The sequence below is a fragment of the Cellulomonas sp. Leaf395 genome (assembly GCF_001424125.1).
Lineage (GTDB): Bacteria > Actinomycetota > Actinomycetes > Actinomycetales > Cellulomonadaceae > Cellulomonas.
Window position 1 is genome coordinate 347,538 of the sequence record NZ_LMQI01000002.1, and the last position, 22,220, is coordinate 369,757.

Annotated in this window: 23 protein-coding genes; 7 read left to right on the forward strand and 16 right to left on the reverse strand. The window is 72.4% G+C overall.

Annotated elements, in window-relative coordinates; all coding sequences use genetic code 11:
• Window positions 1–206: 206 nt before the first annotated feature.
• The 8 genes from ASG23_RS05890 to ASG23_RS05925 form a co-directional block, all read right to left on the reverse strand.
• Complete coding sequence (locus ASG23_RS05890) at window positions 207–2,027, reverse strand: DEAD/DEAH box helicase (protein WP_056021575.1); 1,821 nt, start codon at window positions 2,025–2,027, stop codon at window positions 207–209.
• Window positions 2,024–2,398: a DUF3039 domain-containing protein gene (locus tag ASG23_RS05895; RefSeq protein ID WP_056021576.1), complete on the reverse strand. Its 375-nt coding sequence runs from the start codon at window positions 2,396–2,398 to the stop codon at window positions 2,024–2,026. Before ASG23_RS05895 ends, ASG23_RS05890 begins: the two co-directional genes overlap by 4 nt.
• A 49-nt stretch (window positions 2,399–2,447) precedes the next feature.
• Window positions 2,448–3,230: a glucosamine-6-phosphate deaminase gene (nagB, locus tag ASG23_RS05900; protein ID WP_056021578.1), complete on the reverse strand. Its 783-nt coding sequence runs from the start codon at window positions 3,228–3,230 to the stop codon at window positions 2,448–2,450.
• Window positions 3,230–4,225, reverse strand: a complete 996-nt coding sequence (locus tag ASG23_RS05905) for an ROK family protein (protein ID WP_235520906.1) — start codon at window positions 4,223–4,225, stop codon at window positions 3,230–3,232. The genes nagB and ASG23_RS05905 overlap by 1 nt, the downstream gene beginning before the upstream one ends.
• Before the next feature lies 1 nt (window position 4,226).
• Window positions 4,227–5,150, reverse strand: a complete 924-nt coding sequence (locus ASG23_RS05910) for a carbohydrate ABC transporter permease (protein ID WP_442856808.1) — start codon at window positions 5,148–5,150, stop codon at window positions 4,227–4,229.
• Window positions 5,147–6,085 carry a carbohydrate ABC transporter permease gene (locus ASG23_RS05915; protein WP_056021580.1) on the reverse strand — a complete coding sequence of 313 codons (939 nt, stop codon included), beginning with the start codon at window positions 6,083–6,085 and terminating at the stop codon, window positions 5,147–5,149. The genes ASG23_RS05910 and ASG23_RS05915 overlap by 4 nt, the downstream gene beginning before the upstream one ends.
• A gap of 157 nt (window positions 6,086–6,242) precedes the next feature.
• Window positions 6,243–7,568, reverse strand: a complete 1,326-nt coding sequence (locus ASG23_RS05920) for an extracellular solute-binding protein (protein ID WP_056021584.1) — start codon at window positions 7,566–7,568, stop codon at window positions 6,243–6,245.
• 86 nt (window positions 7,569–7,654) lie between these two features.
• Complete coding sequence (locus ASG23_RS05925; protein ID WP_056021587.1) at window positions 7,655–8,830, reverse strand: ROK family transcriptional regulator; 1,176 nt, start codon at window positions 8,828–8,830, stop codon at window positions 7,655–7,657.
• Window positions 8,831–9,013: 183 nt separating this feature from the next.
• On the opposite strand from ASG23_RS05925, the gene ASG23_RS05930 reads away from it, so the two are divergent.
• Window positions 9,014–10,060 (forward strand): LLM class flavin-dependent oxidoreductase, encoded by a 1,047-nt coding sequence (locus ASG23_RS05930; RefSeq protein WP_056021589.1) that lies wholly within the window; start codon window positions 9,014–9,016, stop codon window positions 10,058–10,060.
• 7 nt (window positions 10,061–10,067) lie between these two features.
• On the opposite strand, the gene ASG23_RS05935 is transcribed toward ASG23_RS05930, so the two are convergent.
• The 4 genes from ASG23_RS05935 to ASG23_RS05950 all read right to left on the reverse strand — a co-directional run bounded on the left by ASG23_RS05935 (window position 10,068) and on the right by ASG23_RS05950 (window position 13,139).
• A complete protein-coding gene (locus ASG23_RS05935) occupies window positions 10,068–10,721 on the reverse strand; it encodes a response regulator transcription factor (protein ID WP_056021592.1) in 654 nt (217 codons plus the stop codon).
• Window positions 10,718–11,854, reverse strand: coding sequence for a sensor histidine kinase (locus ASG23_RS05940; protein WP_056021595.1), 1,137 nt, complete (start codon window positions 11,852–11,854; stop codon window positions 10,718–10,720). The genes ASG23_RS05935 and ASG23_RS05940 overlap by 4 nt, the downstream gene beginning before the upstream one ends.
• Before the next feature lie 65 nt (window positions 11,855–11,919).
• Window positions 11,920–12,822, reverse strand: a complete 903-nt coding sequence (locus ASG23_RS05945; RefSeq protein WP_056021598.1) for a PfkB family carbohydrate kinase — start codon at window positions 12,820–12,822, stop codon at window positions 11,920–11,922.
• Entirely contained in the window at window positions 12,819–13,139 is a 321-nt protein-coding gene (locus ASG23_RS05950; RefSeq protein WP_056022662.1) for a hypothetical protein, read from the reverse strand. Before ASG23_RS05950 ends, ASG23_RS05945 begins: the two co-directional genes overlap by 4 nt.
• Window positions 13,140–13,203: 64 nt before the next feature.
• On the opposite strand from ASG23_RS05950, the gene pgi reads away from it, so the two are divergent.
• Complete coding sequence (gene pgi, locus ASG23_RS05955) at window positions 13,204–14,874, forward strand: glucose-6-phosphate isomerase (RefSeq protein WP_056022664.1); 1,671 nt, start codon at window positions 13,204–13,206, stop codon at window positions 14,872–14,874.
• Window positions 14,875–15,012: 138 nt separating this feature from the next.
• Window positions 15,013–15,381, forward strand: coding sequence for an RNA-binding S4 domain-containing protein (locus tag ASG23_RS05960; RefSeq protein WP_056021601.1), 369 nt, complete (start codon window positions 15,013–15,015; stop codon window positions 15,379–15,381).
• Here ASG23_RS05960 and ASG23_RS05965 read toward each other — a convergent pair.
• Window positions 15,375–16,250, reverse strand: coding sequence for a DUF72 domain-containing protein (locus ASG23_RS05965; RefSeq protein WP_056021604.1), 876 nt, complete (start codon window positions 16,248–16,250; stop codon window positions 15,375–15,377). The two genes, ASG23_RS05960 and ASG23_RS05965, sit on opposite strands and share 7 nt — an antisense overlap.
• A gap of 38 nt (window positions 16,251–16,288) precedes the next feature.
• Here ASG23_RS05965 and ASG23_RS05970 point away from each other — a divergent pair, with 38 nt between their 5' ends.
• From ASG23_RS05970 to ASG23_RS05985, 4 genes are all read left to right on the forward strand, one after another.
• Entirely contained in the window at window positions 16,289–17,224 is a 936-nt protein-coding gene (locus tag ASG23_RS05970) for a DNA-3-methyladenine glycosylase family protein (RefSeq protein ID WP_235520908.1), read from the forward strand.
• An 81-nt stretch (window positions 17,225–17,305) separates the two neighbouring features.
• Entirely contained in the window at window positions 17,306–17,641 is a 336-nt protein-coding gene (locus tag ASG23_RS05975) for a YciI family protein (protein WP_056021607.1), read from the forward strand.
• Between the two features lie 127 nt (window positions 17,642–17,768).
• Entirely contained in the window at window positions 17,769–19,268 is a 1,500-nt protein-coding gene (locus tag ASG23_RS05980) for an MDR family MFS transporter (RefSeq protein ID WP_082515868.1), read from the forward strand.
• Between the two features lie 67 nt (window positions 19,269–19,335).
• Window positions 19,336–19,566, forward strand: a complete 231-nt coding sequence (locus tag ASG23_RS05985; RefSeq protein WP_056021611.1) for a hypothetical protein — start codon at window positions 19,336–19,338, stop codon at window positions 19,564–19,566.
• Between the two features lie 4 nt (window positions 19,567–19,570).
• Here ASG23_RS05985 and ASG23_RS05990 read toward each other — a convergent pair whose 3' ends face one another.
• Genes ASG23_RS05990 through ASG23_RS06000 form a run of 3 tightly spaced genes read right to left on the reverse strand, consistent with a single transcriptional unit; the run spans window position 19,571 to window position 22,165 of the window.
• Complete coding sequence (locus ASG23_RS05990) at window positions 19,571–20,131, reverse strand: J-domain-containing protein (protein ID WP_056022673.1); 561 nt, start codon at window positions 20,129–20,131, stop codon at window positions 19,571–19,573.
• Window positions 20,132–20,183: 52 nt separating this feature from the next.
• Complete coding sequence (locus ASG23_RS05995) at window positions 20,184–21,509, reverse strand: ATP-binding protein (protein ID WP_056021614.1); 1,326 nt, start codon at window positions 21,507–21,509, stop codon at window positions 20,184–20,186.
• A 2-nt stretch (window positions 21,510–21,511) separates the two neighbouring features.
• Complete coding sequence (locus ASG23_RS06000; RefSeq protein ID WP_056022675.1) at window positions 21,512–22,165, reverse strand: response regulator transcription factor; 654 nt, start codon at window positions 22,163–22,165, stop codon at window positions 21,512–21,514.
• Window positions 22,166–22,220: the final 55 nt, after the last annotated feature.

The window sequence follows — 22,220 nt, forward strand, 5'->3', positions numbered from 1 at the left end:
GTGTCACAGAACAAATGTGGCAGCCCCGGACGAGCTCGGCACGTCGAGAGAAAAGTTGCGTCAGCGAACCGGACTGCTATGTGGTCGCGCGTCCAGGGCTCTGACCTGCACATCTACTGCGAATGTGGGTGGTCCGAATGGTGAGATGGCCCTTGCGACTTTGCCTGTTCTAGAGGTAGCCGAGCGACGTTCATGGAGCCATCGGGTCACTTCTTGCCGACGAACCACCCGCGCACCATGGCCACCCGCGCAGTGAGCTGCTCGGGGTCCGCCAGCGCGACCTCGGGTCCCCCGCACCGCCTCCGCAGCTCGTTGTGCACCGACCCGTGCGGCTGACCGCTCTTGCGCGCCCACGCCCCCACCAGCTGCGAGAGCTCCTTGCGCAGCTCCGCCTGCTTGCGGTGGTCCATCTCCGCCAGCGCCTCCGCGGTCGAGCCCGCCTTCTTGCGCCCGCTGATCTGGTCGGCCTGCCGCTGCCGGAGCAGCGCGGAGACCTGGTCGACGTCGAGCAGCCCGGGCAGGCCGAGGAAGTCGAGCTCCTCGTCCGACCCCATCTCGGCGCCCGTGCCGAACTCGCCGCCGTCGAACAGCACCCGGTCGAACGACGCCTGCGCCTCCAGAGCCTCGAACGCACCCTGCTTGCCGTCCGGGCCGATCTCGTCCGGCCCGTTGCGCTCACGGTTGGCCTCGTCGAGCATCCCGTCGTCCAGGCCGACGTCGACGCCCTGCTCCTCGAGCGTCTTCGGGCGGTCGAGCGCGTGGTCCCGCTCGAGCTCCAGGGTGTTGGCCAGCGCGAGGAGCTGCGGGACGCTCGGCAGGAACACCGACGCGGTCTCCCCGCGACGACGAGCCCGCACAAACCGGCCCACCGCCTGCGCGAAGAACAGCGGCGTGGCGGTGCTGGTCGCGTAGACGCCGACGGCAAGGCGCGGCACGTCGACACCCTCCGAGACCATCCGCACCGCGACGAGCCACCGCGAGTCGCCCGCGGAGAACTCGTCGATCCGGTCGCTGGCCCCGTCGTCGTCGGACAGCACGACCGTCGGCGACCTCCCGGTGATGCGCGCGAGGTGGCCCGCGTAGGCCCGGGCGTCCGTCTGGTCCGTCGCGATGACCATCGCGCCCGCGTCGGGGATGGCCCGGCGCACCTCGGAGAGGCGACGGTCGGCGGCCGCGAGCACGCTCGGGATCCACTCCCCGTTGGGGTCGAGGGCGGTCCGCCACGCCTGGGCGGTGATGTCCTTGGTCAGCGGCTCCCCCAGCCGGGCGCTGACCTCGTCACCCGCCTTGGTGCGCCAGCGCATCGAGCCGCTGTACGACAGGAAGATGACCGGACGCACGACGTGGTCGCGCAGCGCGTCCCCGTATCCGTAGGTGTAGTCGGCGACGCTGCGCCGGATCCCGTCGGTGTCGCGGTCGTAGCGCACGAACGGGATGGCCGCCGTGTCGGACCGGAACGGCGTGCCCGTCAGCGCCAGCCGGCGGGTGGCGCCCTCAAAGGCTTCCCGGACGGCGTCGCCCCAGGACAGCGCGTCACCACCGTGGTGCACCTCGTCGAGGATCACCAGCGTGGGCGCGGCGGCGGTGCGGGCGGCGTGCAGGGCGGGCTTGCTGGCCACCTGCGCGTACGTCACCGCGACGCCGTCGAACCCGTGGCCGTGGCGGCCCTGGGCGTTGCTGAAGTTGGGGTCCAGCGTGATCCCCACGCGTGCGGCGGCGTCGGCCCACTGGCGCTTGAGGTGCTCGGTGGGAGCGACGACGGTCACGCGGCGGACCAGCTTCGCCTCGAGCAGCTCGGTGGCGATGCGCAGGGCGAACGTCGTCTTGCCGGCGCCGGGCGTCGCCACCGCGAGGAAGTCGCGCGGGTTGGCCATCCGGTAGGTCTCGATCGCCTCCGCCTGCCAGGCGCGCAGCTTGCCCGCCGTGCCCCAGGGCGCACGCGCGGGGAACGCCGGCGGCAGCTGGGAGGCCGCCGACGAGGATGCGTGGGTCGAGGGGAGGGAGGACGGGCGCGGGGCCGCCGTCACGCGCCGCCGCTGCCGGGGTTACGGCCGAAGCCCCACTTCCGGCCGCCGCCGGAGCCCTTGCCGCCCTCGTTCTTGTCGCCGTCCTGCGGCTCGCGGAGCCCCTCGTAGATCTCCTTGCAGACGGGGCAGACCGGGAACTTGTTCGGGTCCCGGCCCGGCACCCAGACCTTGCCGCAGAGCGCGATGACGGGCTTGCCGCTGATGGCGGAGTCGAGGATCTTCTCCTTGCGCACGTAGTGCGCGAACCGCTCGTGATCGCCCGGCTCTACCTGCTCGGTGGTCTCCTCGCGCTCCAGCACGCTGGTCGACGTGCCCGGGTCCGAGGAGAACGGGTCGTCGGGTCCGGTGCTCGGAGGCAGGGGCTCGCTCATGGCGTGAAGTGTACGTCGGAGGGCGGACACGACCCGAGGACGTCCGCGCTCAGAGACCCTGCCAGTCCGGCTTCGAGGCGAACGTCTCGCGGTAGTAGTCGGCCAGCTGGAGGCGGCTCGCGGCCGCGTCGTCGACGAGCACCGTGACGTGCGGGTGGTGCTGCAGGATCGTCGCCGGCCACATCGCGCTGACCGGCCCCTCGACCAGCTGGTGCACCGCCTCGGCCTTGCCGCGGCCGGTGGCCAGGAGCACCAGGTGCCGCGCGGACATGATCGTCGCCAGGCCCTGCGTGAGGCAGTGCTGCGGCACCTGGTCGAGGTCGCCGCCGAAGAAGCGTGCGTTGTCCTCGCGCGTCTGGCGCGTGAGGGTCTTGATGCGGGTGCGCGACGCGAGCGACGAGCCGGGCTCGTTGAAGGCGATGTGGCCGTCGGTGCCGATGCCGAGGAGCTGCAGGTCGACGCCGCCGACGGAGGCGATGGCGTCCTCGTAGGCCGCGCAGGCCCCGACCAGGTCCTCGGCGAGCCCGTCCGGCCCCTGCACCGCGCCGGGCGCGAAGTCCACGCGCGACGCGATCTCCTTCTCGATGACGTTGCGGTAGCGCTCCGGGTGGTCCGCGGCGAGGCCGACGTACTCGTCGAGCATGAAGGCGCGTACGCGCGCGAACGACAGTCCGTGCTCGGCGTGCCGGCGGGCCAGCTCGTCGTAGACAGCGAGCGGGCTCGACCCCGTGGCGAGGCCCAGCACGGCGTCGGGCTGGTCGCGGACCAGCTGCTCGACCGCCGCGGCGGCCAGCCGGCCCAGCTCGCGGCCGGGTGCGATGACGACCTCCATCAGACGTACTCCCCTCTGCCGAGCAGCGCCGCGCCGACCGCGCCGACCGGCACGTCCGCGGGCGCGAGGCTCACCCGTCGCGCCAGTCCCATCGTGGCAAGGAACGGCGACGCCTGCGCCTCCCGCTCGAGCTCGGTGGTCACGGCCCGCAGCAGCGGCTGGCCCAGCGCGCTCACGCCGCCACCGATGACGACGCGCTCGACGTCGCAGGTCAGCACCAGGATCCGTACCGCAGCGGCGACCGCCCAGGCGAACCGGTCCCGCAGCTCGATCGCCCGCACGTCGCCCGCCTCCGCCGCGGCGAACAGCTCCTCGGGGGCGGGCCGCCCGTACGTGCTGGGCCACGCCGTGTCGAGCGCCGAGCCCGAGGCGTACTGCTCCAGGCACCCCAGCTGGCCGCACTTGCACGGCAGACCGTCGGGGACGAGCGTCAGGTGCCCGATCTCCCCGGCACCACCGGTCGACCCGCGCCGCAGGCGTCCCTCGAGCAGCAGCCCCGCGGCGAGGCCGGTGCCGAGCGCGAGGAACGCGAGGTCGTGCACGACGGCGTCGTCCGTCGACGCGTGCTGGCCCTCGACCGTGTGCGCGGCGCCGACGACAGCGACGGTGAGGTCGTTCTCGACGCGGACCCGCACCCCGAGCCGCTCGGCGACCAGCGCCGCGAGCGGGGTGCGCTCCTCGATGCCGAGGTTGACCGCGTGCTCGACCGTGCCCTCCGCCGGGTCGACCACCCCCGGCAGGCCGATACCGACGCCGGCCAGCTCGACGACCGGGATGCCGGCGGCCGCGCACAGCTCCTCGACGACGGTGCCCGCGGTGTCGGCCACCCCCGCTGCTCCGCCGACCGTGGCGCACCGCAGCTGGTGCCTCACCACGCCGTCGGCGTCCAGCAGCACGCCGAGCACCTTGGTGCCGCCGACGTCCAGACCGACGGACCAGCGACGCGTCTCCCCGACCGGCGCCTGGTGCGGCGTCGGGATCCCCTGCGCGTTCACGTCAGCCCTTCACCGCACCCGCGACGAGCCCGGACGTCATCTTGTTCTGCACGAACAGGAAGAAGACGATGACGGGGATCGCGATGAGTGCCGAGCCCGCCATGACGACACCCCAGTCGGTGGCGCGGTTGGACTCGACGAGCCCTTGCAACCACAGCGGCAGCGTGCGCTGCGCGGGGTCGGTCATCACGACGAGGGCCAAGGTGTACTCGTTCCACGCCTGGAGGAACCCGTAGACGCCGGCGGCGACCAGCCCGGGAGCCAGCAGCGGGAACGTGATGCGGAAGAAGGCGGCGGTCCGGGAGAGCCCGTCGACCATCCCGGCCTCCTCGAGCTCGATCGGCACGCCCGCGACGAACCCGCGCAGCATCCAGATCGTGAACGGCAGGATCGCCGCCGTGTAGACCAGGGAGAGCCCCGCGATCTTGTTGACCAGGTTCCAGCCGTCGAGCATCTGGTACTGCGAGATGAACAGGCCCTCGGCCGGGATCATCTGGACCACGAGGATCGTGAGGATGAAGCCCTTGCGGCCCCGGAACCGGAACCGGCTGACGGCCAGTGCGGCGAGGAAGGCGAACAGCAGCGCGGCGACGAGGACGACGATGACGACCGCCAGCGAGACGCGCATCGCGGCCCAGAACGTGGGGTCGTCGAGCACGCGGCGGAAGTTCGACAGCGTGCCGCCCACGGGGAAGAACGTCGGGTCCGGCGTCTGGAGCTTGTTCAGCGGCAGGAACGCGCTGTTGATCATCCAGTAGATGGGGAAGACCCACATGACCGCCAGCACGACGGCGACGACGCCGAGCGATCGTCGGCCGCGCTTCGACTGGGCGCGACCGGCCTCGGACGACTTCGTCACCTTGCGGAGCCGGATCTCCTGCGGTGTGGCCTGCGGGGCGGGTGCAGGCACGTCGACGGCGCTCACAGCTCGTCCTCCTTCAGCATCTGCCGGATGTAGAACCCGGTGAGGGCGAGCGTGATGACGAGCATGATCGTGGCGAGCGCACCGGCGAGCGAGAACTCGCTGGCGTAGGAGTAGATGAGGGTGCCCAGGAGGTTGGTCTCGCGCGTCGGGGCCCCTGCTCGCTGGAGCACGTAGATCTGGGTGAACACCTTGAAGTCCCAGATCACCTGCAGCAGCATCACGATCGACAGGACCGGGCGGATCATCGGGATGGTGATGTTCCAGAACCGCTGCCGGGACGAGGCACCGTCGAGCTGCGCGGCCTCCATCGTCTCCTCGGGCACCTGGAGCAGGCCCGCGTAGATGGAGAAGGCGACGAACGGCACGGACATCCACACGACGATGACCGTCGCGACGAAGTAGAAGGACAGCGGCTCGATGATCCAGGAGTGGCCCGCCATGTCCTCGAGCCCGAAGACGTTGGACAGCACCCAGTTGACGACGCCGTACTGCGAGTCGAACAGCCACTGCCAGACGGTCATCGACGCGAGGACCGGTGTGCCCCAGGCGAGGAGCAGCGCCACCTGCAGCGTGATGCGCGAGGCCGTGCCGATCCGCGACATGAGGACCGCGAACGCGATCCCGATGAGCATCGTGACCGCGGCGTTCACCAGGCAGAAGGCGATCGAGCGCCCGATGACCGTCCACACGTAGGGGTCGGTCAGGAGGTCGGTGTAGTTCTTCAGGCCGACCCACTCGGCGGGCTGACCGAACTGCTGGCGCAGCCCGTACTCCTGGAAGGAGATGACGAACTGGCGGACCAGCGGGTAGCCCAGCGCGACGCCCATGAGGACGGCGGCGGGGACGAGCAGGCCGTACACGCCGAGCTTGCGGCGGCGGCGGCGCGGGAAGACGACCGTGTCGTCCTGCTGCAGCGCGGGGGCAGTGGCTGCCATGGGGAGCTCCTGTCTGGTGGCACGACCGGGCCGGCCTGCGTGGGCAGGCCCGGTCGTGCCCGGATCAGGTGATCAGCCGAACGAGATGCGGCGGACCGGCGGTTCGTGGATCACCTGTCCCGGCCGGCCGTGCGCGCACGGCCGGCCGGGGTGGTGATCAGTTCAGCGCGTCCTCGAGGAGCTGGTCCGTATCCGCGGCAGCCTCCTTGACGTCCGCACCGGTGGCGAGCTGCTGGAAGAAGTCCTCCAGGATGCGGTCACCCTCGACGTCGGCCCACTTCTCGGCCGCCGGCGTGAGCTTGGCGTTGAGCGCGGCGTCGACGGCAGCCTTGGCGTACACGTCGTCACCCATCGAGGCGGCGTACTCCGTGTTGCCCGGGATGAGGCCGTTCTCGCCGAGCATGTTCTGGAACTCCTCCGTGAAGATGATCTTCAGGAGGCTCTTGGCCAGCTCGGGGTGCTTGGACTTCGCCGCGACGGCGATGTTCGAGCCGCCCGCGAAGCCGTTCGCGAACGTGCCCTCCTCGAGACCCGGCAGCGGGAAGACACCGGTGTGCTCCTCGTTGCAGGCCTGCTGCTCAGCGCGCAGCGCCTTGGCCTCCTCGGACTCGTCCTCGGGGTCGACGGCCTTGTTGCACTGCGGCAGGTCGATGCTCCACCGGGCCCACGTCGGCGCGGAGAACATGGCCGCCTGGCCGGCGTTGAACGGGACCCACGGCTCGTTCGAGTCGCTGTCGGCCGGCGCGTTGGTCGCGTTGGCGAGCAGGTCCTGGACCTCCTCGAGGCCCGTGATCGACTCGGCAGAGGAGAGCGCGCCCTTCCAGGCGTCGCCGTCCTTGACCGCGAAGTCGCCGCCGTTGGTGTAGATCCAGGCGGCGCCGTTGTACCAGTCCTGACCGGGGAACCAGAAGCCCGACTGGGTGTCGGACTGCAGCTTCTTGGCGACCTCGGTGAACTCGGCGAGCGTCGTGGGGACCTCGACACCGGCCGCGGCGAACGCGTCCTTGTTGTAGAACACGGCACGGGCACCGGAGTAGTACGGGGCGGCGTAGAAGCTGCCGTCCGCGCTACCGGCCTCGACGAAGCCCTCGAGCAGGTTGTCGCCACCCAGCTCGTCGTACATGTCCGTGATGTCGGCGAACGCACCGGCGTAGGTGAACGTCGGGGACTGCGTGTTGCCGATCTCGACGACGTCAGGCGTCTGGTCGGCGGAGCCCAGCGCGGTCTGGAGACGCGGCACGAGGCCGTTCCAGTCCTGCTCCTCGATCACGAGCTTGGAGCCGGGGTTCTCCGACTCGAAGGTCGTCGTGAGGTACTCGCGGAGCGCGTCCGGGGTGTCCGTGCCGTTGAGCCACAGCTTGATCGTGGCGGGCTCGGGCGTCCCGTTCTCGGTGGGCGAGTCAGCGGCGTCGTCGCCGTTGCCGCACGCCGTGAGCGTGAGCGCGGCCGCCACGCCGACGGCCGCGAAACGTAGGATCTTCACGTTGGGGTTCCTCCCGTGAGCGAGGCGTGCGCCGGACGGCGCCGCCGGGTGGTTCTTCTGACCTGCAGTGGGCTGGCTGGGGGTCGTCACGAGACCCCCAGCTGGCCTGACAGGACGAGGACTGCTGCACCAGCGAGCGCCCCGTCCTCGTCGAGAGATCCCATCCGCAGTGCCAGTCCGTGCCCGATGACGGGCATCGTGCGTGCGCGGACGGTGGCCAGCGCCGACTCGCGCAGAGCGCCGTCCAGCAGCTCCGGCGGACCGGAGAGCAGGACCTCTGCGAGGTCGAGCGCACTGACGACGGGTGCCAGGGCGATGCCCAGCAACCGTCCGACCGACGCCAGGGCGGCGTCGGAGTCTTCGGTGGACAGACCGGCGGTCCGGCGGCGCAGGGCCGGGACGCTCAGCACCGTCTCGAGGCAGCCGGAGCGGCCGCAGGCGCAGTCCAGCGGCGGCTCGTCCCGCGCGTCGCCGTCGACGACGGTGACGTGGCCGATCTCGCCGGCGGCGTGGTGGCGACCGAGCACGAGGGCGCCGTCGACGACGATGCCGGCGCCCACGCCCTCCCCGATCGTCAGGACCATGCAGCCGGACCCGGCCGCGGAGCCGTAGGTGAACTCGCCGAGCGCGCGGGTGTTGGCGTCGTTGGCGACGTGCACCGGGACACCGAGGCTCTCGGTGAGGTCTGCGGCGAGCGGCAGGTCGTACCAGCCCCGGTTCGGTGCCTGGACGACCGTGCCGTCGACGTCGATGACGCCCGGAGACGCGATGCCGACGCCGATGACCGGACGGGTCGCCACCGCGAGCAGGTCGCGGCACAGGCTCTCCAGCAGGTCGGTAGCGGCCTGTCCCGTGCGCCCTTCGAGGGCGACGGAGCGCCGGGCGACGACGGCGCCGACGAGGGTCATCACGGCCCCTCGCAGGTGGGCGTCGTCCGTGAGGTCCACCGCCACGATCTGGAAGGCCTCGGTCCGCATGCCGACGAGCGTGGCCGGCTTGCCGACCTTGCCCTCGACCCGGACCCCGAGCTCCTCGACCAGTCCCTCGGCGATCAGCTCGGCCACCAGACCGGACACCGTCACCCGGGTCAGGCCGGTGCTGCGGGCGATGTCGGCGCGGGAGGCGTGGCCGGTGTGGAAGAGGTGCGCGAGCACCAGCGACCGGTTGTGCGCGCGAGCGTGCTCGGGCAGCACCTTGCCCGTCGGGCGCAGTGCCCGACCGACTCCGTGGGCTGCCGCGAGGGGCTGCGTCGTCGCTGTCACGTTTGTTAGTAGACCTTCCTTACAAATCCGTTGTCAAGTCGGCCCTGTGACTGTGACCACATCGTGATCGGACGTTCACCTCCCCGACGCCTGGAGTGACAGAGCCGAATCGATTCAACGCGCGAGGCCTTCACCTGCGCGAACACGGGGAACAGCCCGGGCGGTCGATACGTTCGCATCCTCATGGAACTCGGTCTCTACACGTTCGGCGACGTCCACCCCGACCCCGTCTCCGGGGCACAGGTCTCCCCCGGCCACCGCATCCGGGAGATCCTCGAACGCATCCGGCTGGCCGAGGAGGTCGGTCTCGACTACGTCGGCATCGGCGAGCACCACCGCCCCGACTACGCGATCTCGTCCCCGTCGACCGTGATCGCTGCCGCCCTGGCGCAGACCTCTCGGATCACCGTCGGCAGCGCCGTGACCGTGCTGTCCACCGAGGACCCGGTCCGGGTGTTCCAGCAGTTCGCGACCATGGACCTGCTGTCGGAGGGCCGCGTCGAGCTGCTGGCAGGGCGGGGGTCGTTCATCGAGTCCTATCCCCTGTTCGGCGCGTCGCTCGACGACTACGACGAGCTCTACGACGAGAAGATCCAGCTTCTCCTGCGGCTCGACGCGGCCGAGCGCACCACGTGGCAGGGACGGTTCCGGCCCGCGCTCGACGACGCCCTGGTCCTCCCCCGCCCGTTCGACCACCCCGGCCGCGGGCAGCACCTGCGCATCGCTGTGGCGACGGGCGGCAACCCGCAGTCGTCGGTGCGCGCGGGGGTGCTCGGGCTCCCCATCAGCTACGCGATCATCGGCGGACAGCTGGCCCAGTTCGCTCCCCTGGTCGACCTCTACCGTCGGACGCACGCGGAGTCCGGGCACGCGCCGGCAGACCGCTTCGTGTCCGTCGCCGGCATGGGCTTCGTCGCGCACGACGCCAAGGTCGCCCGCGACTACTTCTACCCGTACTGGCTGGAGTCCATGCGCCGGATCTCCTCGGAGCGCGGGTTCCCGATGCCCAACCGGATCTCGTACGAGGCACAGGCGGCGCGCGGCGGTGCGTACTTCGTCGGTGAGCCGGAGCAGATCGCGGAGCGCATCGTCGCGCTGCACGGCGTGCTGCACCACGACCGGCAGGCGTTCCAGATGGACCTGTCCGGGGTGCCGCAGAAGGAGTCGCTGCGCTCCATCGAGCTGCTGGGAACGCAGGTCGCGCCGCTCGTGCGTGCAGCGCTGGGCTGATCGGACGTCAGTCCATCCGGCCCGACTCGTAGGCCCACATCGCCAGCTCGACGCGGTTCCGGGCACCGAGCTTGTCCATGAGGGCACCCAGGTGCGTCTTCACCGTGCTCAGGCTGATGTGGAGCTCGTCGGCGACCTCGGCGTTCGTCCGACCGCGGGCCACCGTGGCGAGGACCTCCTCCTCCCGGCCGGTGAGCGGCACCACGGGCGGCAGCACCCGGCTGCGTCTGTCCGTGGCGGCGAACGCGGCCAGCAGGCGGACCGTGACGTTCGGTGCGATGAGCGCGTCGCCGGCGGCAGCCGCGTGCACGGCCTGGACCAGGAGCTCCGGGCCCGCGTCCTTGAGCAGGAAGCCGCGGGCGCCCGCCTTCAGCGCACCGTGCACGTACTCGTCGAGGTCGAACGTCGTGATCACCACCACCGCGATCGGGTCCGCGACGTCCGGTCCGGCGATCAGGCGGGTCGCCTCGATGCCGTCCAGCCCCGGCATCCGGATGTCGAACAGGCACACGTCCGGGCGCAGCGCGCGGGCACGCGACACCGCCTGGCGGCCGTCCGCGGCCTGACCCACCACCTCGATCCCGGGCTGCGCGTCGAGGATCATCGACAGGCCCGTGCGGACCAGCTCCTGGTCGTCGGCGACGAGCACCCGGATCGTCATGCGAACGTCCCCGTCCTCGGCAGCACGGCGACCACGGTCCAGCCGCGCTCCGGTCCCGGTCCGGCATCCAGCGTGCCGCCCAGGAGGGCCGCGCGCTCGGCCATGCCCACCAGTCCGTACCCGGTCCCGGCACGACCCTGGAGGTCACCGTCGTCGACCACCGTCAGGCGGACGCTGTCGTCGTCCGCCTGCACCGCCACGCTGACCCGGGAGGCGTGCCGCGAGTGCCGCAGCGCATTCGTCACCGACTCCTGGGCGAGCCGGTAGATCGCGGCACCGACCGACGGTCGAAGGTCGTCGAGGTCACCGGAGAGCTCGACCGCGACCTGGGGCGGCCCCCCGGTGGCGAGGCTCCCGATGTCTGCGACCCCCCGCTGTGGCGCCAGCTCCGCGGCTCCGTCGTCGCGCAGCGCGCCGACCATCAACCGCATCTCGGTGAGGGCGCGCGACGCTTCCCCCTCGATCACGACGAGCGCGTCGAGCGCCGCGGACGGGTCCGACGCCGCCACCACCCGTCCCGCCTGCGCACGGATCGCGATCGCGGAGACGTGGTGCGCCACGGTGTCGTGCAGCTCGCGGGCCAGCTGCTCACGCTCGCGCAGCCGGACCTGGTCCTGCTCCCGCAGCCGGGAGGTCGCCGCGAGGCGGATCCCGGCGCCGATGGCGGCGGGTGACAGGACGACGATCACCGCGAGCACGGCGTCCGTCACCCCGGTGTAGTCCGCCGCCACACCCAGCGCCGAACCCGCCAGGATGACCGCGAGTCCGAGCACCACCTCGCGGCCGCTCCCCCAGCGGCAGAGCGAGTACGGCAGGAGGAGGACGCAGGCTGTCGTGTACAGACCCAGCTCACCCGCCCCGCCGACGAGGGCGGCCGTGTCCGCCACTGTGAGCGTGCCGAACACGACGAGAACCGCGCCCAGCGGGTGGGTCCGGCGCCAGAGCAGCGACAGGACCACCACGAGGGCCAGGACGAGAGCGACCGGCCGCCAGGTCACGTCCGGCCGCTGCACCCCCTCCAGCACCGCGGTCGGCACGAGCACGGCGACGAGAGCCCAGTCGCGCCACACCCGTGCGGGCGCGCCGGGCGGCCGCGGGGCCGTCCAGAGCGGGCGGAGGGCGTCGGGGATCACGTCCGCAGCCTAGGGACGCGCGCTCTCGTGCGGCTCGACCGATCGGCCGAGATGCGCGTCGTCCCTCAGTGCACCCAACCGAGCGCACCGGGATGGCGCACCGACTCGGTCGCCCGGTCGACGCCGTCGGCGAGCGCCGTCAGCACCGCGTGACCTGCCGCCAGCGAGGCGGCCGTCGCGCCGTGCAGCACGTCGCCCGCGCCCAGCGTGTCGACGACGTCCGCGGCGGGGACGGCCCGCGGGTGCAGGACCGACGACGACCGCCGACCGTCGGCGTCGACGGTGCGGATCCGGACCGGACCCGGTCCCGCCGACCGGGCCACGAGACGCGGTCCGAGGTCGGCGACGCGGTCGAGCAGCTCGTCAGCATCGCGCACACCCTCGGCACCCTCAGCACAGTCGGGCAGCCGGAAGTCCGCCGACAGCACCGCGTGGTCGACGTGGGCCAGCAAGCTGTCCAGCCCGGGCTTCCAGCTGCCGCCGTCGAGCAGCACCGGGATGCCCCGCGCGGTGGCGTCGGCCGCGAGCACCGTCGCGGCTCCCAGGTGATGGCCGTCGACCAGGACCGCCGTCGCGTCCCGGTGCAGGCCGAGTGCCCGTGCTCCGGCGGCCAGGTCCGGCACGCCGACCGCGTTGACGGACACGACAGCCCGCTCGCCCGTCGCGTGCGTCACCAGGACGGTCGAGACGGCCGGCGTCCCGGGCCCGGCGAGCAGGTCGACGACGTCGACCCCTGCGGCCGCGAGCCCGGCGCGGACGAGGTCGGCAACCGGTCCGGTCCCGAGCGCCGTCACCAGCACCGTGCGGATCCCGAGCGCGGCCGCCGTCGCCGCCGCGTTCGCGGCCGGACCACCGAACGTGACGTCCAGGCTGCGGGCGACGACCTTTTCGTCAGCCGCCGGCAGCCGGTCGACCACCTGGACGACGTCGAGCGTCGCCAGGCCGCAGCAGACCAGCAGCGCGGTCACGCGACGCGGGCAGGCTGCGCGACGGGGCGGTCGACCAGCGCGAGCGTCGCGACCCCCAGCACCAGGGCCGCGACCACGACGGCCGGCCACGCACCGATCACGCCACCGAGCGGGTGCGACAGGGCGAAGCACACGGCACCGGTCAGGACGACGGCCGCGACCCTCCACCAGCCGGCGGCGCGGGCACGCACCGCGCACCACACGACCCCGGCAACCAGGACAACCCCGCCCAGGGCACGCACCTCGGTGACGTCGGCGACGGCGAACCCGACCACCAGGGTGAGCGCGGCGATGACGGCGGTGGGGACGCGAGACATGGGCACCACCGTAGGACGCGGACGACGGTGCGAGGGATCGTGCTCGCGCAATACGGTGGTGCCCATGCCCACCTCGCCCATCGACGCCACGTCCACCGCTGCCTGGCAGGAGCTCAGCGTCCACGAGTCGACGCTCAGCCCCGACCTGCGCGCCTGGTTCGCCGACGACCCCGAGCGCGCCAGGCGCCTGACCCTCCCGCTGGCGGATCTCACCGTCGACCTGTCCAAGAACCTGGTCACCGACGAGACGCTCGCCCTGCTGGTCCGGCTCGCCGACGAGGTCGGCCTGGCCGACCGGCTGCAGGCGCAGCTGCGCGGAGACCACATCAACGTGACCGAGGACCGCGCGGTCCTGCACACGGCGCTGCGCCGTCCCGCCGGCGCGCAGCCGCCGCTCGTCGTCGACGGGCAGGACATCGACACCGACGTCCAGACCGAGCTGGCGAAGATGTTCGCGTTCGCGGACAAGGTGCGCTCGGGCGAGTGGACGGGCGTCACCGGCGAGCGCGTACGCACGGTCGTCAACATCGGCATCGGCGGCTCCGACCTCGGCCCGGTCATGGCCTACGAGGCGCTCAAGCCGTACGTGCAGGACGGCCTCGAGGTGCGGTTCGTCTCCAACATCGACCCCAGCGACCTCGCGGAGACGGTCAAGGGCCTCGACCCGACGACCACGCTGTTCATCGTCGCGTCCAAGACGTTCGGCACCCTGGAGACGCTCACCAACGCGCGGCTGGCCCGGACGTGGCTCTGGGAGCAGCTGGGCACCGCCGACGACGACGAGTCGCGCAACGCGGCCGTCGCCAAGCACTTCGTCGCCGTGTCCACCGCGCTGGACAAGGTCGCCGCGTTCGGCATCGACCCGACCAACGCGTTCGGCTTCTGGGACTGGGTGGGCGGTCGCTACTCCGTCGACTCGACGATCGGCACCTCGCTCGCGATCGCGGTCGGCCCCGACGCGTTCCGCGAGTTCCTGGGCGGGTTCCACGCCGTCGACCAGCACGTGGCGACCACCCCGTTCGCGCAGAACGTGCCCGTCCTCATGGGGCTGCTGAACGTCTGGTACGTCAACTTCCTCGGCGCGCACACCCACGCGGTGCTCCCATACGCCCAGCACCTGCACCGGTTCGCGGCGTACCTGCAGCAGCTGACCATGGAGTCCAACGGCAAGTCGGTCCGCTGGGACGGCACCCCCGTCACCACGCAGACCGGCGAGGTGTTCTGGGGCGAGCCGGGCACCAACGGCCAGCACGCGTTCTACCAGCTCATCCACCAGGGCACGCGGCTCATCCCCGCCGACTTCATCGCGGTCGCCAACCCGGCATACCCGCTGGCGGACGGCGGCGTCGACGTGCACGGCCTGTTCCTGGCCAACTTCTTCGCGCAGACCAAGGCCCTCGCGTTCGGCAAGACCGCCGACGAGGTCCGCGCGGAGGGCACCGCCGAGGACATCGTCGCCGCCCGGGTGTTCTCCGGGAACCGCCCGACCACGTCGATCCTGGCCGCGTCCCTGACGCCGAGCGTCCTGGGCCAGCTCATCGCGCTGTACGAGCACATCACGTTCGTGCAGGGCGTCGTCTGGGGCATCGACTCGTTCGACCAGTGGGGCGTGGAGCTGGGCAAGAAGCTCGCGCTCGAGATCGCCCCGGCGGTGCAGGGCGACGCCGCGGCTCTGGCAGCGCAGGACCCGTCCACCCGCGCCCTGATCAGCCGCTACCTGGAGCTCCGCGCCTGACGAGGCGCGGCGGACTGGTCGGGCACCGGCGCGACCGGCGGTCTCTCGGGCGCTCGCGCGACCAGCGGTCTTCGGTCGCGGCCGACAGCGGCCGGGGCGGCCCGCCACCCGCACGCGTGCCCGTGAGAGGCTCGGGCGATGGGTGAGGTGACGCGGGCGCGCGTGGACGCGTGGACCTGGGCGGTGCGGTTGTTCCCGACCCGGTCCGCCGCCGCGGCCGCGTGCCGCGCCGGGCACGTCCGCGTGAACGGCGACCGCGCCAAGCCCGCGACGATGGTCGTCCCCGGTGACGAGGTGCACGTCCGCGGGGGTGAGCGCGAGCGGATCGTCGTCGTGCAGCGGACCGTCGTGAAGCGCGTCGGTGCCCCGGTCGCGGTCGCCTGCTACCTCGACCGCTCCCCCGCTCCTTTGCCCAAGGAGCACGTGGTCGCGGGCGAGCGCGACCGCGGCGCGGGCCGACCCACCAAGCGTGACCGCCGCCTGATCCAGAAGCTGCGCGGTCACTGACCCGGGCTCAGGCCCAGCCGTGCCGCGAGCGCCATCGAGTCGTAGGGGGCTCGGACCTTCAGGTCGTTGTCGAAGTACACGAACACGTCGCGCTCGCCGGCCCGCTCGGCCGGACCGGCCAGCGTCCGGGCGCCCACCGGTTCGCCGCCGGACGCCCACGCACGGACCTTCGTCGCCCACCGGTCGAGCGCGTTGTCGTCGTAGCCGCTGGCGTACAGCTCGGTCTCGCCGTGCAGCCGCACGTACACGAGGTCGGCGGTCACGTCCTCGATCACTGGCCACCGGCCGGCGGCATCGGCGACGACGAGACCGATGCCGTGCGCACGCAGGAGCTCGACGAAGGCCGGGTCCTCGAAGCTCGCGTGCCTGACCTCCAGCACGTGCCGCAGGGGTCGGTCGGCGTCCGTGGTGGTCCACGACCTGTCGTCGAGTCGCTCGTCGTGCTCGGTGGCCAGCTGCGCGGCGGCGGCCGTGGTGCGCGGCAGAAGGTCGACGAACGTGGCGAGCCGGTCGGGGTGGAACCCGAGGTTCGGCGGCAGCTGCCACAGGATCGGTCCCAGCTTGGGCCCGAGCGCGAGCACGCCGCTGGCGAAGAAGTTGGCGACCGGCACCCGCACGTCGGCCAGCTTCTTCATGTGGGTCACGAAGCGCGGGCCCTTGACCGAGAACACGAAGTCCTGGGGCGTCTCGGCGGCCCACGCGACGTAGTTCTCCGGCTTCTGGAGCGCGTAGAAGGAGCCGTTGATCTCGATGGACGTGAGCCGGCGGGACGCGTACTCGAGCTCGCGACGGTGCGGCAGGCCCGCGGGGTAGAACACCGAGCGCCACGGTGCGTAGCGCCAGCCGGAGATCCCCGTGCGGATGGTCATGCGCCCAGTGTGTCGGCGGTGCGGCGCATAGTGGTGGCGTGACCTCCGTCCCGACCGCCGAGCAGGCGGGTCTCACGTCGGTCTACCGCCCGCGCGACCGCGTCGACCTGAGGCTGACGCTCGGTCCGCACCGGCGCGGGGGTGGCGACCCGGCGTGGTGGTTCGCGCCGGACGGAGCGGTCTGGCAGGCGACCTGGACGGCGGACGGTCCCGCCACCCGCCACCTCGTCGTGCGCAGCGACGGGGTGCACGCCACCGCGTGGGGTCCGGGTGCGGAGCGGGCGCTGTCCGGTGTCGCCGACCTGCTGGGTGCCCACGACGACCCGCGCGGGTTCGACCCGTCGTTGCACCCCGTTGTCCGCGAGGCCTACCGCAGTCGCACGGCGATGCGGATCTCGCGGTCGGGCAACGTGTTCGAGGCGCTCGTCCCGGCGGTCCTCGAGCAGAGGGTCGTCGGGCTGGACGCCAAGGCGGCGTGGCGACGGCTCGTGCTGCAGCACGGCACCCCGGCGCCGGGTCCGGCTCCGCGCACGATGCGGGTGCCGCCGACCGCTGCGGGCTGGCGCGAGGTGCCGGTGTGGGACTGGCGCCGAGCGGGCGTCGAGGAGGCTCGGTCAGGCACGGTGCTGCGGGCCGCCGTCGTGGCGCGCCGCCTGCAGGAGGGCGCGGACCTGTCGATCGAGGAGGCACGCCGGCGGTTGCTCACCGTGCGGGGCATCGGCCCGTGGACGGTCGCGGAGGTCGCCTCGCGTGCGCTGGGCGACGCCGACGCGGTCTCCGTGGGCGACTTCCACCTGGCGCACCTGGTCGGGTGGGCGCTGACCGGGAGCCGCACCGACGACGCCGGGATGCTGCGCCTGCTGGAACGCTGGGCCGGTCATCGGCAGCGCGTGATCAGGCTGCTGGAGCTCACGCAGACCTCGCGCGCACCGAAGTTCGGTCCACGCGCACCCCGCGCTCGACCGCTGCACTGAAAACTGCTCGCCCGATCGTGTCGATCCGACGCTCGCAGGATCGTCCACCTGATGACGGACCGATCACCTCCTGGAGGACCCATGCGATTCCTGCTCCTGATCTGCGACGACCCGACCGCCGAGACGTACCGACCCGAGGACGACACCATCGTCGACTGGGTGGCGGAGAACGACCGTCGCCACCTCAGCGTGATCGGCGACCGGCTCCGGCCCCCCGCCGACGCCCGCACGGTCCGCGTGCGCTCGGGACAGCTGCTGGTCACCGACGGACCGTTCGCCGAGACGCAGGAGTCCATCGCCGGCTTCGACGTGCTCGAGTGCGCCGACCTCGACGAGGCACTGGAACGCGCGGCGGCGCACCCCATGGCCCGCTTCGGACGCGTCGAGGTCCGGCCGTTCTGGCCCCTGGGGCTGTGACGACCGTCTCCTGACAGCGAAAAACGTCGACCCGCCAGGGCCGCACCGCACAGACTGTGCTCACCGTCCGCGCCGATCACCACCGGCCGCGCCACACTCTTCCCTCTGACACCCGAGGTGTACCCCTGTGACCGACGAGACCCTGACCACCACCCATCCGCCCTCGGACGCGGCCGCGGCCGCCGGGACCGGCGTGCGCGACCGTCTCGCGGTCCGCCTGCTGCTGATCTCGACGTTCGTCGTCATCCTCAACGAGACGATCATGGGCGTCGCGCTCCCCCGGCTGATGAGCGACCTGGACATCCCGGCCAGCACGGCCCAGTGGGTCACCACCGCGTTCATGCTGACGATGGCGATCGTCATCCCCGTGACCGGCTTCGTGATCCAGCGGTTCACCACGCGCGCGGTGTTCCTGGCGGCGATGACACTGTTCAGCCTGGGCACCGCGATCTGCGCGCTGGCGCCAGGGTTCGACGCGCTCATCGTCGGCCGCGTCGTGCAGGCGTGCGGCACGGCGATCATGCTCCCGCTGCTCATGACGACCGTCATGACCGTGACCCCGCCCGCGAGCCGCGGCCGCACGATGGGCAACATCTCCATCGTCATCTCGGTCGCTCCCGCCATCGGGCCGACCATCTCGGGGCTGGTGCTCAGCGTGCTCGACTGGCGCTGGCTGTTCGCGCTGGTGCTGCCGATCGCGATCGGTGCGCTGGCGCTCGGCGCGGTCCGGCTGCCGAACCTGACCGAGACCCGAAGCGCCCGCGTCGACGTCGGCTCGGTGATCCTCTCGGCCGTCGCGTTCGGCGGGATCGTGTACGGGCTCAGCGGACTCGGTGCGGTGGCGACGACCGGCATCACGACGACGACCTGGGTGTCGCTCGGCGCCGGCGCGGTCGCGCTGGTGGTCTTCGTGCTGCGCCAGCTGCAGCTGCAGAAGGTCGACGGCGCGCTCCTGGACCTGCGCACGTTCTCGTCGTCCACGTTCACCGTCTCGGTGGGCGTGATGGCGATCAGCATGATGTCGCTGTTCGGGACGCTGATCCTGGTGCCCCTCTACGCACAGACGGTGCTCGGGCTCGAGGCGCTGCAGACCGGTCTGCTGCTGCTCCCCGGCGGGCTGCTCATGGGCCTGCTGGCCCCGAGCGTCGGGCGCGCGTACGACCGGGTCGGTCCGCGGCCGCTGCTCGTCCCGGGGGCGATCGTCGTGAGCGCCAGCGCGTGGGGCTTCACCCTCCTGGGCGCGACGAGCTCGCCGTGGCTCATGCTCGCGTGCCACGTCACGCTCAGCGCGGGCCTGGCCCTGATGTTCACGCCGCTGTTCACCTCAGCGCTGGGTGCGCTGCCGATGCACCTGTACTCGCACGGCAGCGCGATGGTCGGCACGGTGCAGCAGGTGGCCGGGGCCGCCGGCACGGCGCTGTTCGTCACCGTGCTCACCGCGCAGAGCGCCACGCTGCTGGCCGGTGGGTCCGAAGCGGTCGACGCGACCGCGGGCGGGATCCACGCGGCGTTCCTGGTGGGCGCGGTGATCTCCCTGGCGGCGATCCCTGCCGCGTTCTTCGTCAAGGCCGCTCCGTCACCGCACGGCGCACCGGTCGACGAGGCGGCGCCCGCCCTGGCGCACTGACTACGCTGGGGTCCTCGGTGGAACGACCGCCGGGGACCCCAGCGCAGCACTCCGTGGAGGACCGACCATGAGCTACCCGGTGATCGAGCGTCGCGAGGACGACGGGTCGGGCACGCCCGGTCGCATGCTCAGCGTCGTCTTCCCCGCCATCCTCTTCCTGCTGGGTCTCGCCCTGTTCGCGGTGGCCTTCAATGTCGACGACTGGGGCGCGTGGGTGTTCGCCGGTGGCATCGCCGCCGTCTCGCTCGCGTTCGCGATCCCGACGACGATCCTGCCGGCGCTCGAGGACCGCGCCTGACGCGTCAGCTCGCCGACCGGCGGCGCCAGAGGTAGCTGCCACGACGGCGCTGACGGACCGGCTCCGGCTCCGGTGGCGGCTCCGGCGCCCGGCGTCGCGCGTGCCACTCGCGGACCTCGCGGTCGACGTCCCGCAGCGGCGTGACCACGGGCGGACCGCCCATCAGCTGACGCCGCGCTGACACGATCCGGGCGTTGAACTCCTCGACGGCGGCGCGCACGTCGTCCTCGGTGTGCAGCGCATCCAGCCGGTCCGCCATGACCGTGTCGTCCTTGCGCAGCTGGATCGCCTCCGGCAGGACGCCCGAGATCTGCTCCCGCTCGATGAGCGCCTTGAGCCACCAGTCCGGGTCGTGCCGGGCGATGCCCGGGATCGGTTTGCCGGCCAGGGGCAGGTCGTCGAACTCGCCTCGAGCGATCGCCTGGTCGATGACGACGTCGACCCACTGGTGCCGGTTCTCCATCCGGCCCCGCGGCGGAGCGGGCTGCTGCGGGTCGTGCTCGCCCTTCGAGTCGCGCTCCACGCGGTACCGGGCCGCGTCGCGCACCGGGTCGTGCTCGGGCATCGTCACCTCCGGAACTCGTCGCCACCACGCTACGACGACGAGTGGACCCCTGTCAGTGCGGCAGCCGCAGCTCGGCCCGCAGCCCGCCGAGGTCGGCGGCCCCGAGCACGACGTCGCCGCCCTGCTCGCGCGCGATCTCGCGGGCGATCGCGAGCCCCAGCCCGCTGCCGCCCTCGTCTCGCTGACGTGCCTCGTCCAGCCGCACGAACCTCTCGAACACGCGCTCGCGGTCCCCCGGGTCGAGCCCGGCACCGTCGTCGTCCACCCGCACGGACCCGTCGGCGACAACCACCTCGACCCGGGACCCCGCGTGCCGGACGGCGTTGTCGACGAGGTTGCGCAGCACGCGACCGACCGCGGCGGCGTCCCCGCGGGCGTGCCCGGCGCCGGTGACGGTCACGGGTTCGGTCGGCCGCACGACGTCCCGCGCGACCGCGGCGAGGTCGAGCTCCTCGTGCGCCATCGGGGTGGACCCCACCCGGGCGAGCAGCAGAAGGTCGTCCACCAGCGCCTGCATCCGCAGCACCTCGCCCTCGAGCTCGGCCGCCAGCTCGTCGGTCCGGTAGGACTGCGGGTGAGCCCGCGCGACCTCGACGCTGGTCCGCAGGGCGGCCAGCGGGGAACGCAGCTCGTGCGCGGCGTCCGCGACGAACGCCCGCTGCCGCGCGGCACCGGCCTCGAGCCGGTCGAGCATCGAGTTGAGCGTGCGCGCAAGGGCGCCGAGCTCGTCGTCGCGGGCCGGGACCGGCAGCGAGCCGGGACCGCCCGACGACGCCACGAGTGCTGCTCCGCGCCTCAGCTCCTCGACCGGTCGCAGCGCCCGGCCGAGGATCAGCCAGACGACCAGGCCCAACGCCACGGTGAGCAGCGGCACGACCACCGCGAGCGCGACCCGGAGCGCGTCGATCACCCCCTGGACCTCGGTCAGCGGCACGGTCGCGACGACCGTCACCGGCTCGCCACGGTGGGTCGCGCCCTCCACGGCGACACGGGCGACGTCGTCGTAGGCGCTGCGGTCGGTCGTCGAGACGCCGGTCAGCTCCGCCAGGACGTCCTGCGGCAGCACGGGCAGCGTCCGGCTCGCGTTCGGGGACGTGGCGAGCACGGCGCCGCCGGCGTCGATGAGCTGCGCGATCTCCCCCGGCTCGGCGACCGGCAACGTCTCGGGCAGACGGTCGTCGGACGCGAGCGCGGACACGGTGGCGGCGCGGTCGCGGACCACGTCGTCGAGGGCGTCGATGCGCGTGCTGCGCAGGACGGTGGTGAGCGCGATCGCCCCGACGACGAGCGCCACGCACAGCGCCCCCGATGCGAGCAGCGTCAGCCGCAGCCGCAGCGACGCCCCCCGGCGCACCGGGACCGTCACCGGGTCGGTCACGGTCAGCCCGCCACGCGGTACCCGGCACCGCGGACCGTCTCGACGGTCTGGCGGCCGAGCTTGCGGCGCAGGTAGCCGACGTAGACCTCGACCACGTTGACGTCCTCGCCGGTGCCGTCCCACACGTGGTCACGCAGCTCGACCTTGCCGACGACCCGGTCGGCGTGGTGCATCAGGTACTCGAGCAGCGCGAGCTCGCGGGTGGTCAGCGCCACGTCCTCGCCCGACCGGGTCACGCGCCGGGTCGCCGGGTCGAGGACCAGGTCGCCGACGGTCAGCACCGGCGGGCGCACGTCGCCCTGCCGCCGCAGGAGGGCTCGTAGCCGCGCGACGAGGACGACGAACGCGAACGGTTTGGTCAGGTAGTCGTCGGCGCCGACATCGAGCCCGTCGGCGACGTCGTACTCGCCGTCCTTGGCACTGAGCATGAGGACGGGCGTCCACACGTCCTGGGCGCGCAGCTCGGTGACGACGTCGTACCCGTTGCGCCGCGGGAGCATCACGTCGAGCACGATGACGTCGTAGCCGCCCTGGGAGGCGAGCTCGAGACCGCGCACCCCGTCGAACGCGACGTCGACGGCGAAGCCCTCGGCGGTCAGCCCGCGGTGCAGCGCACGCACCAGACCGCGCTCGTCGTCCACCACCAGAACCCGCATGATCCGAGCATCCCATCCGGTGCCCACGCCCAGGTCGTCGCGCTCTCAGGATGCC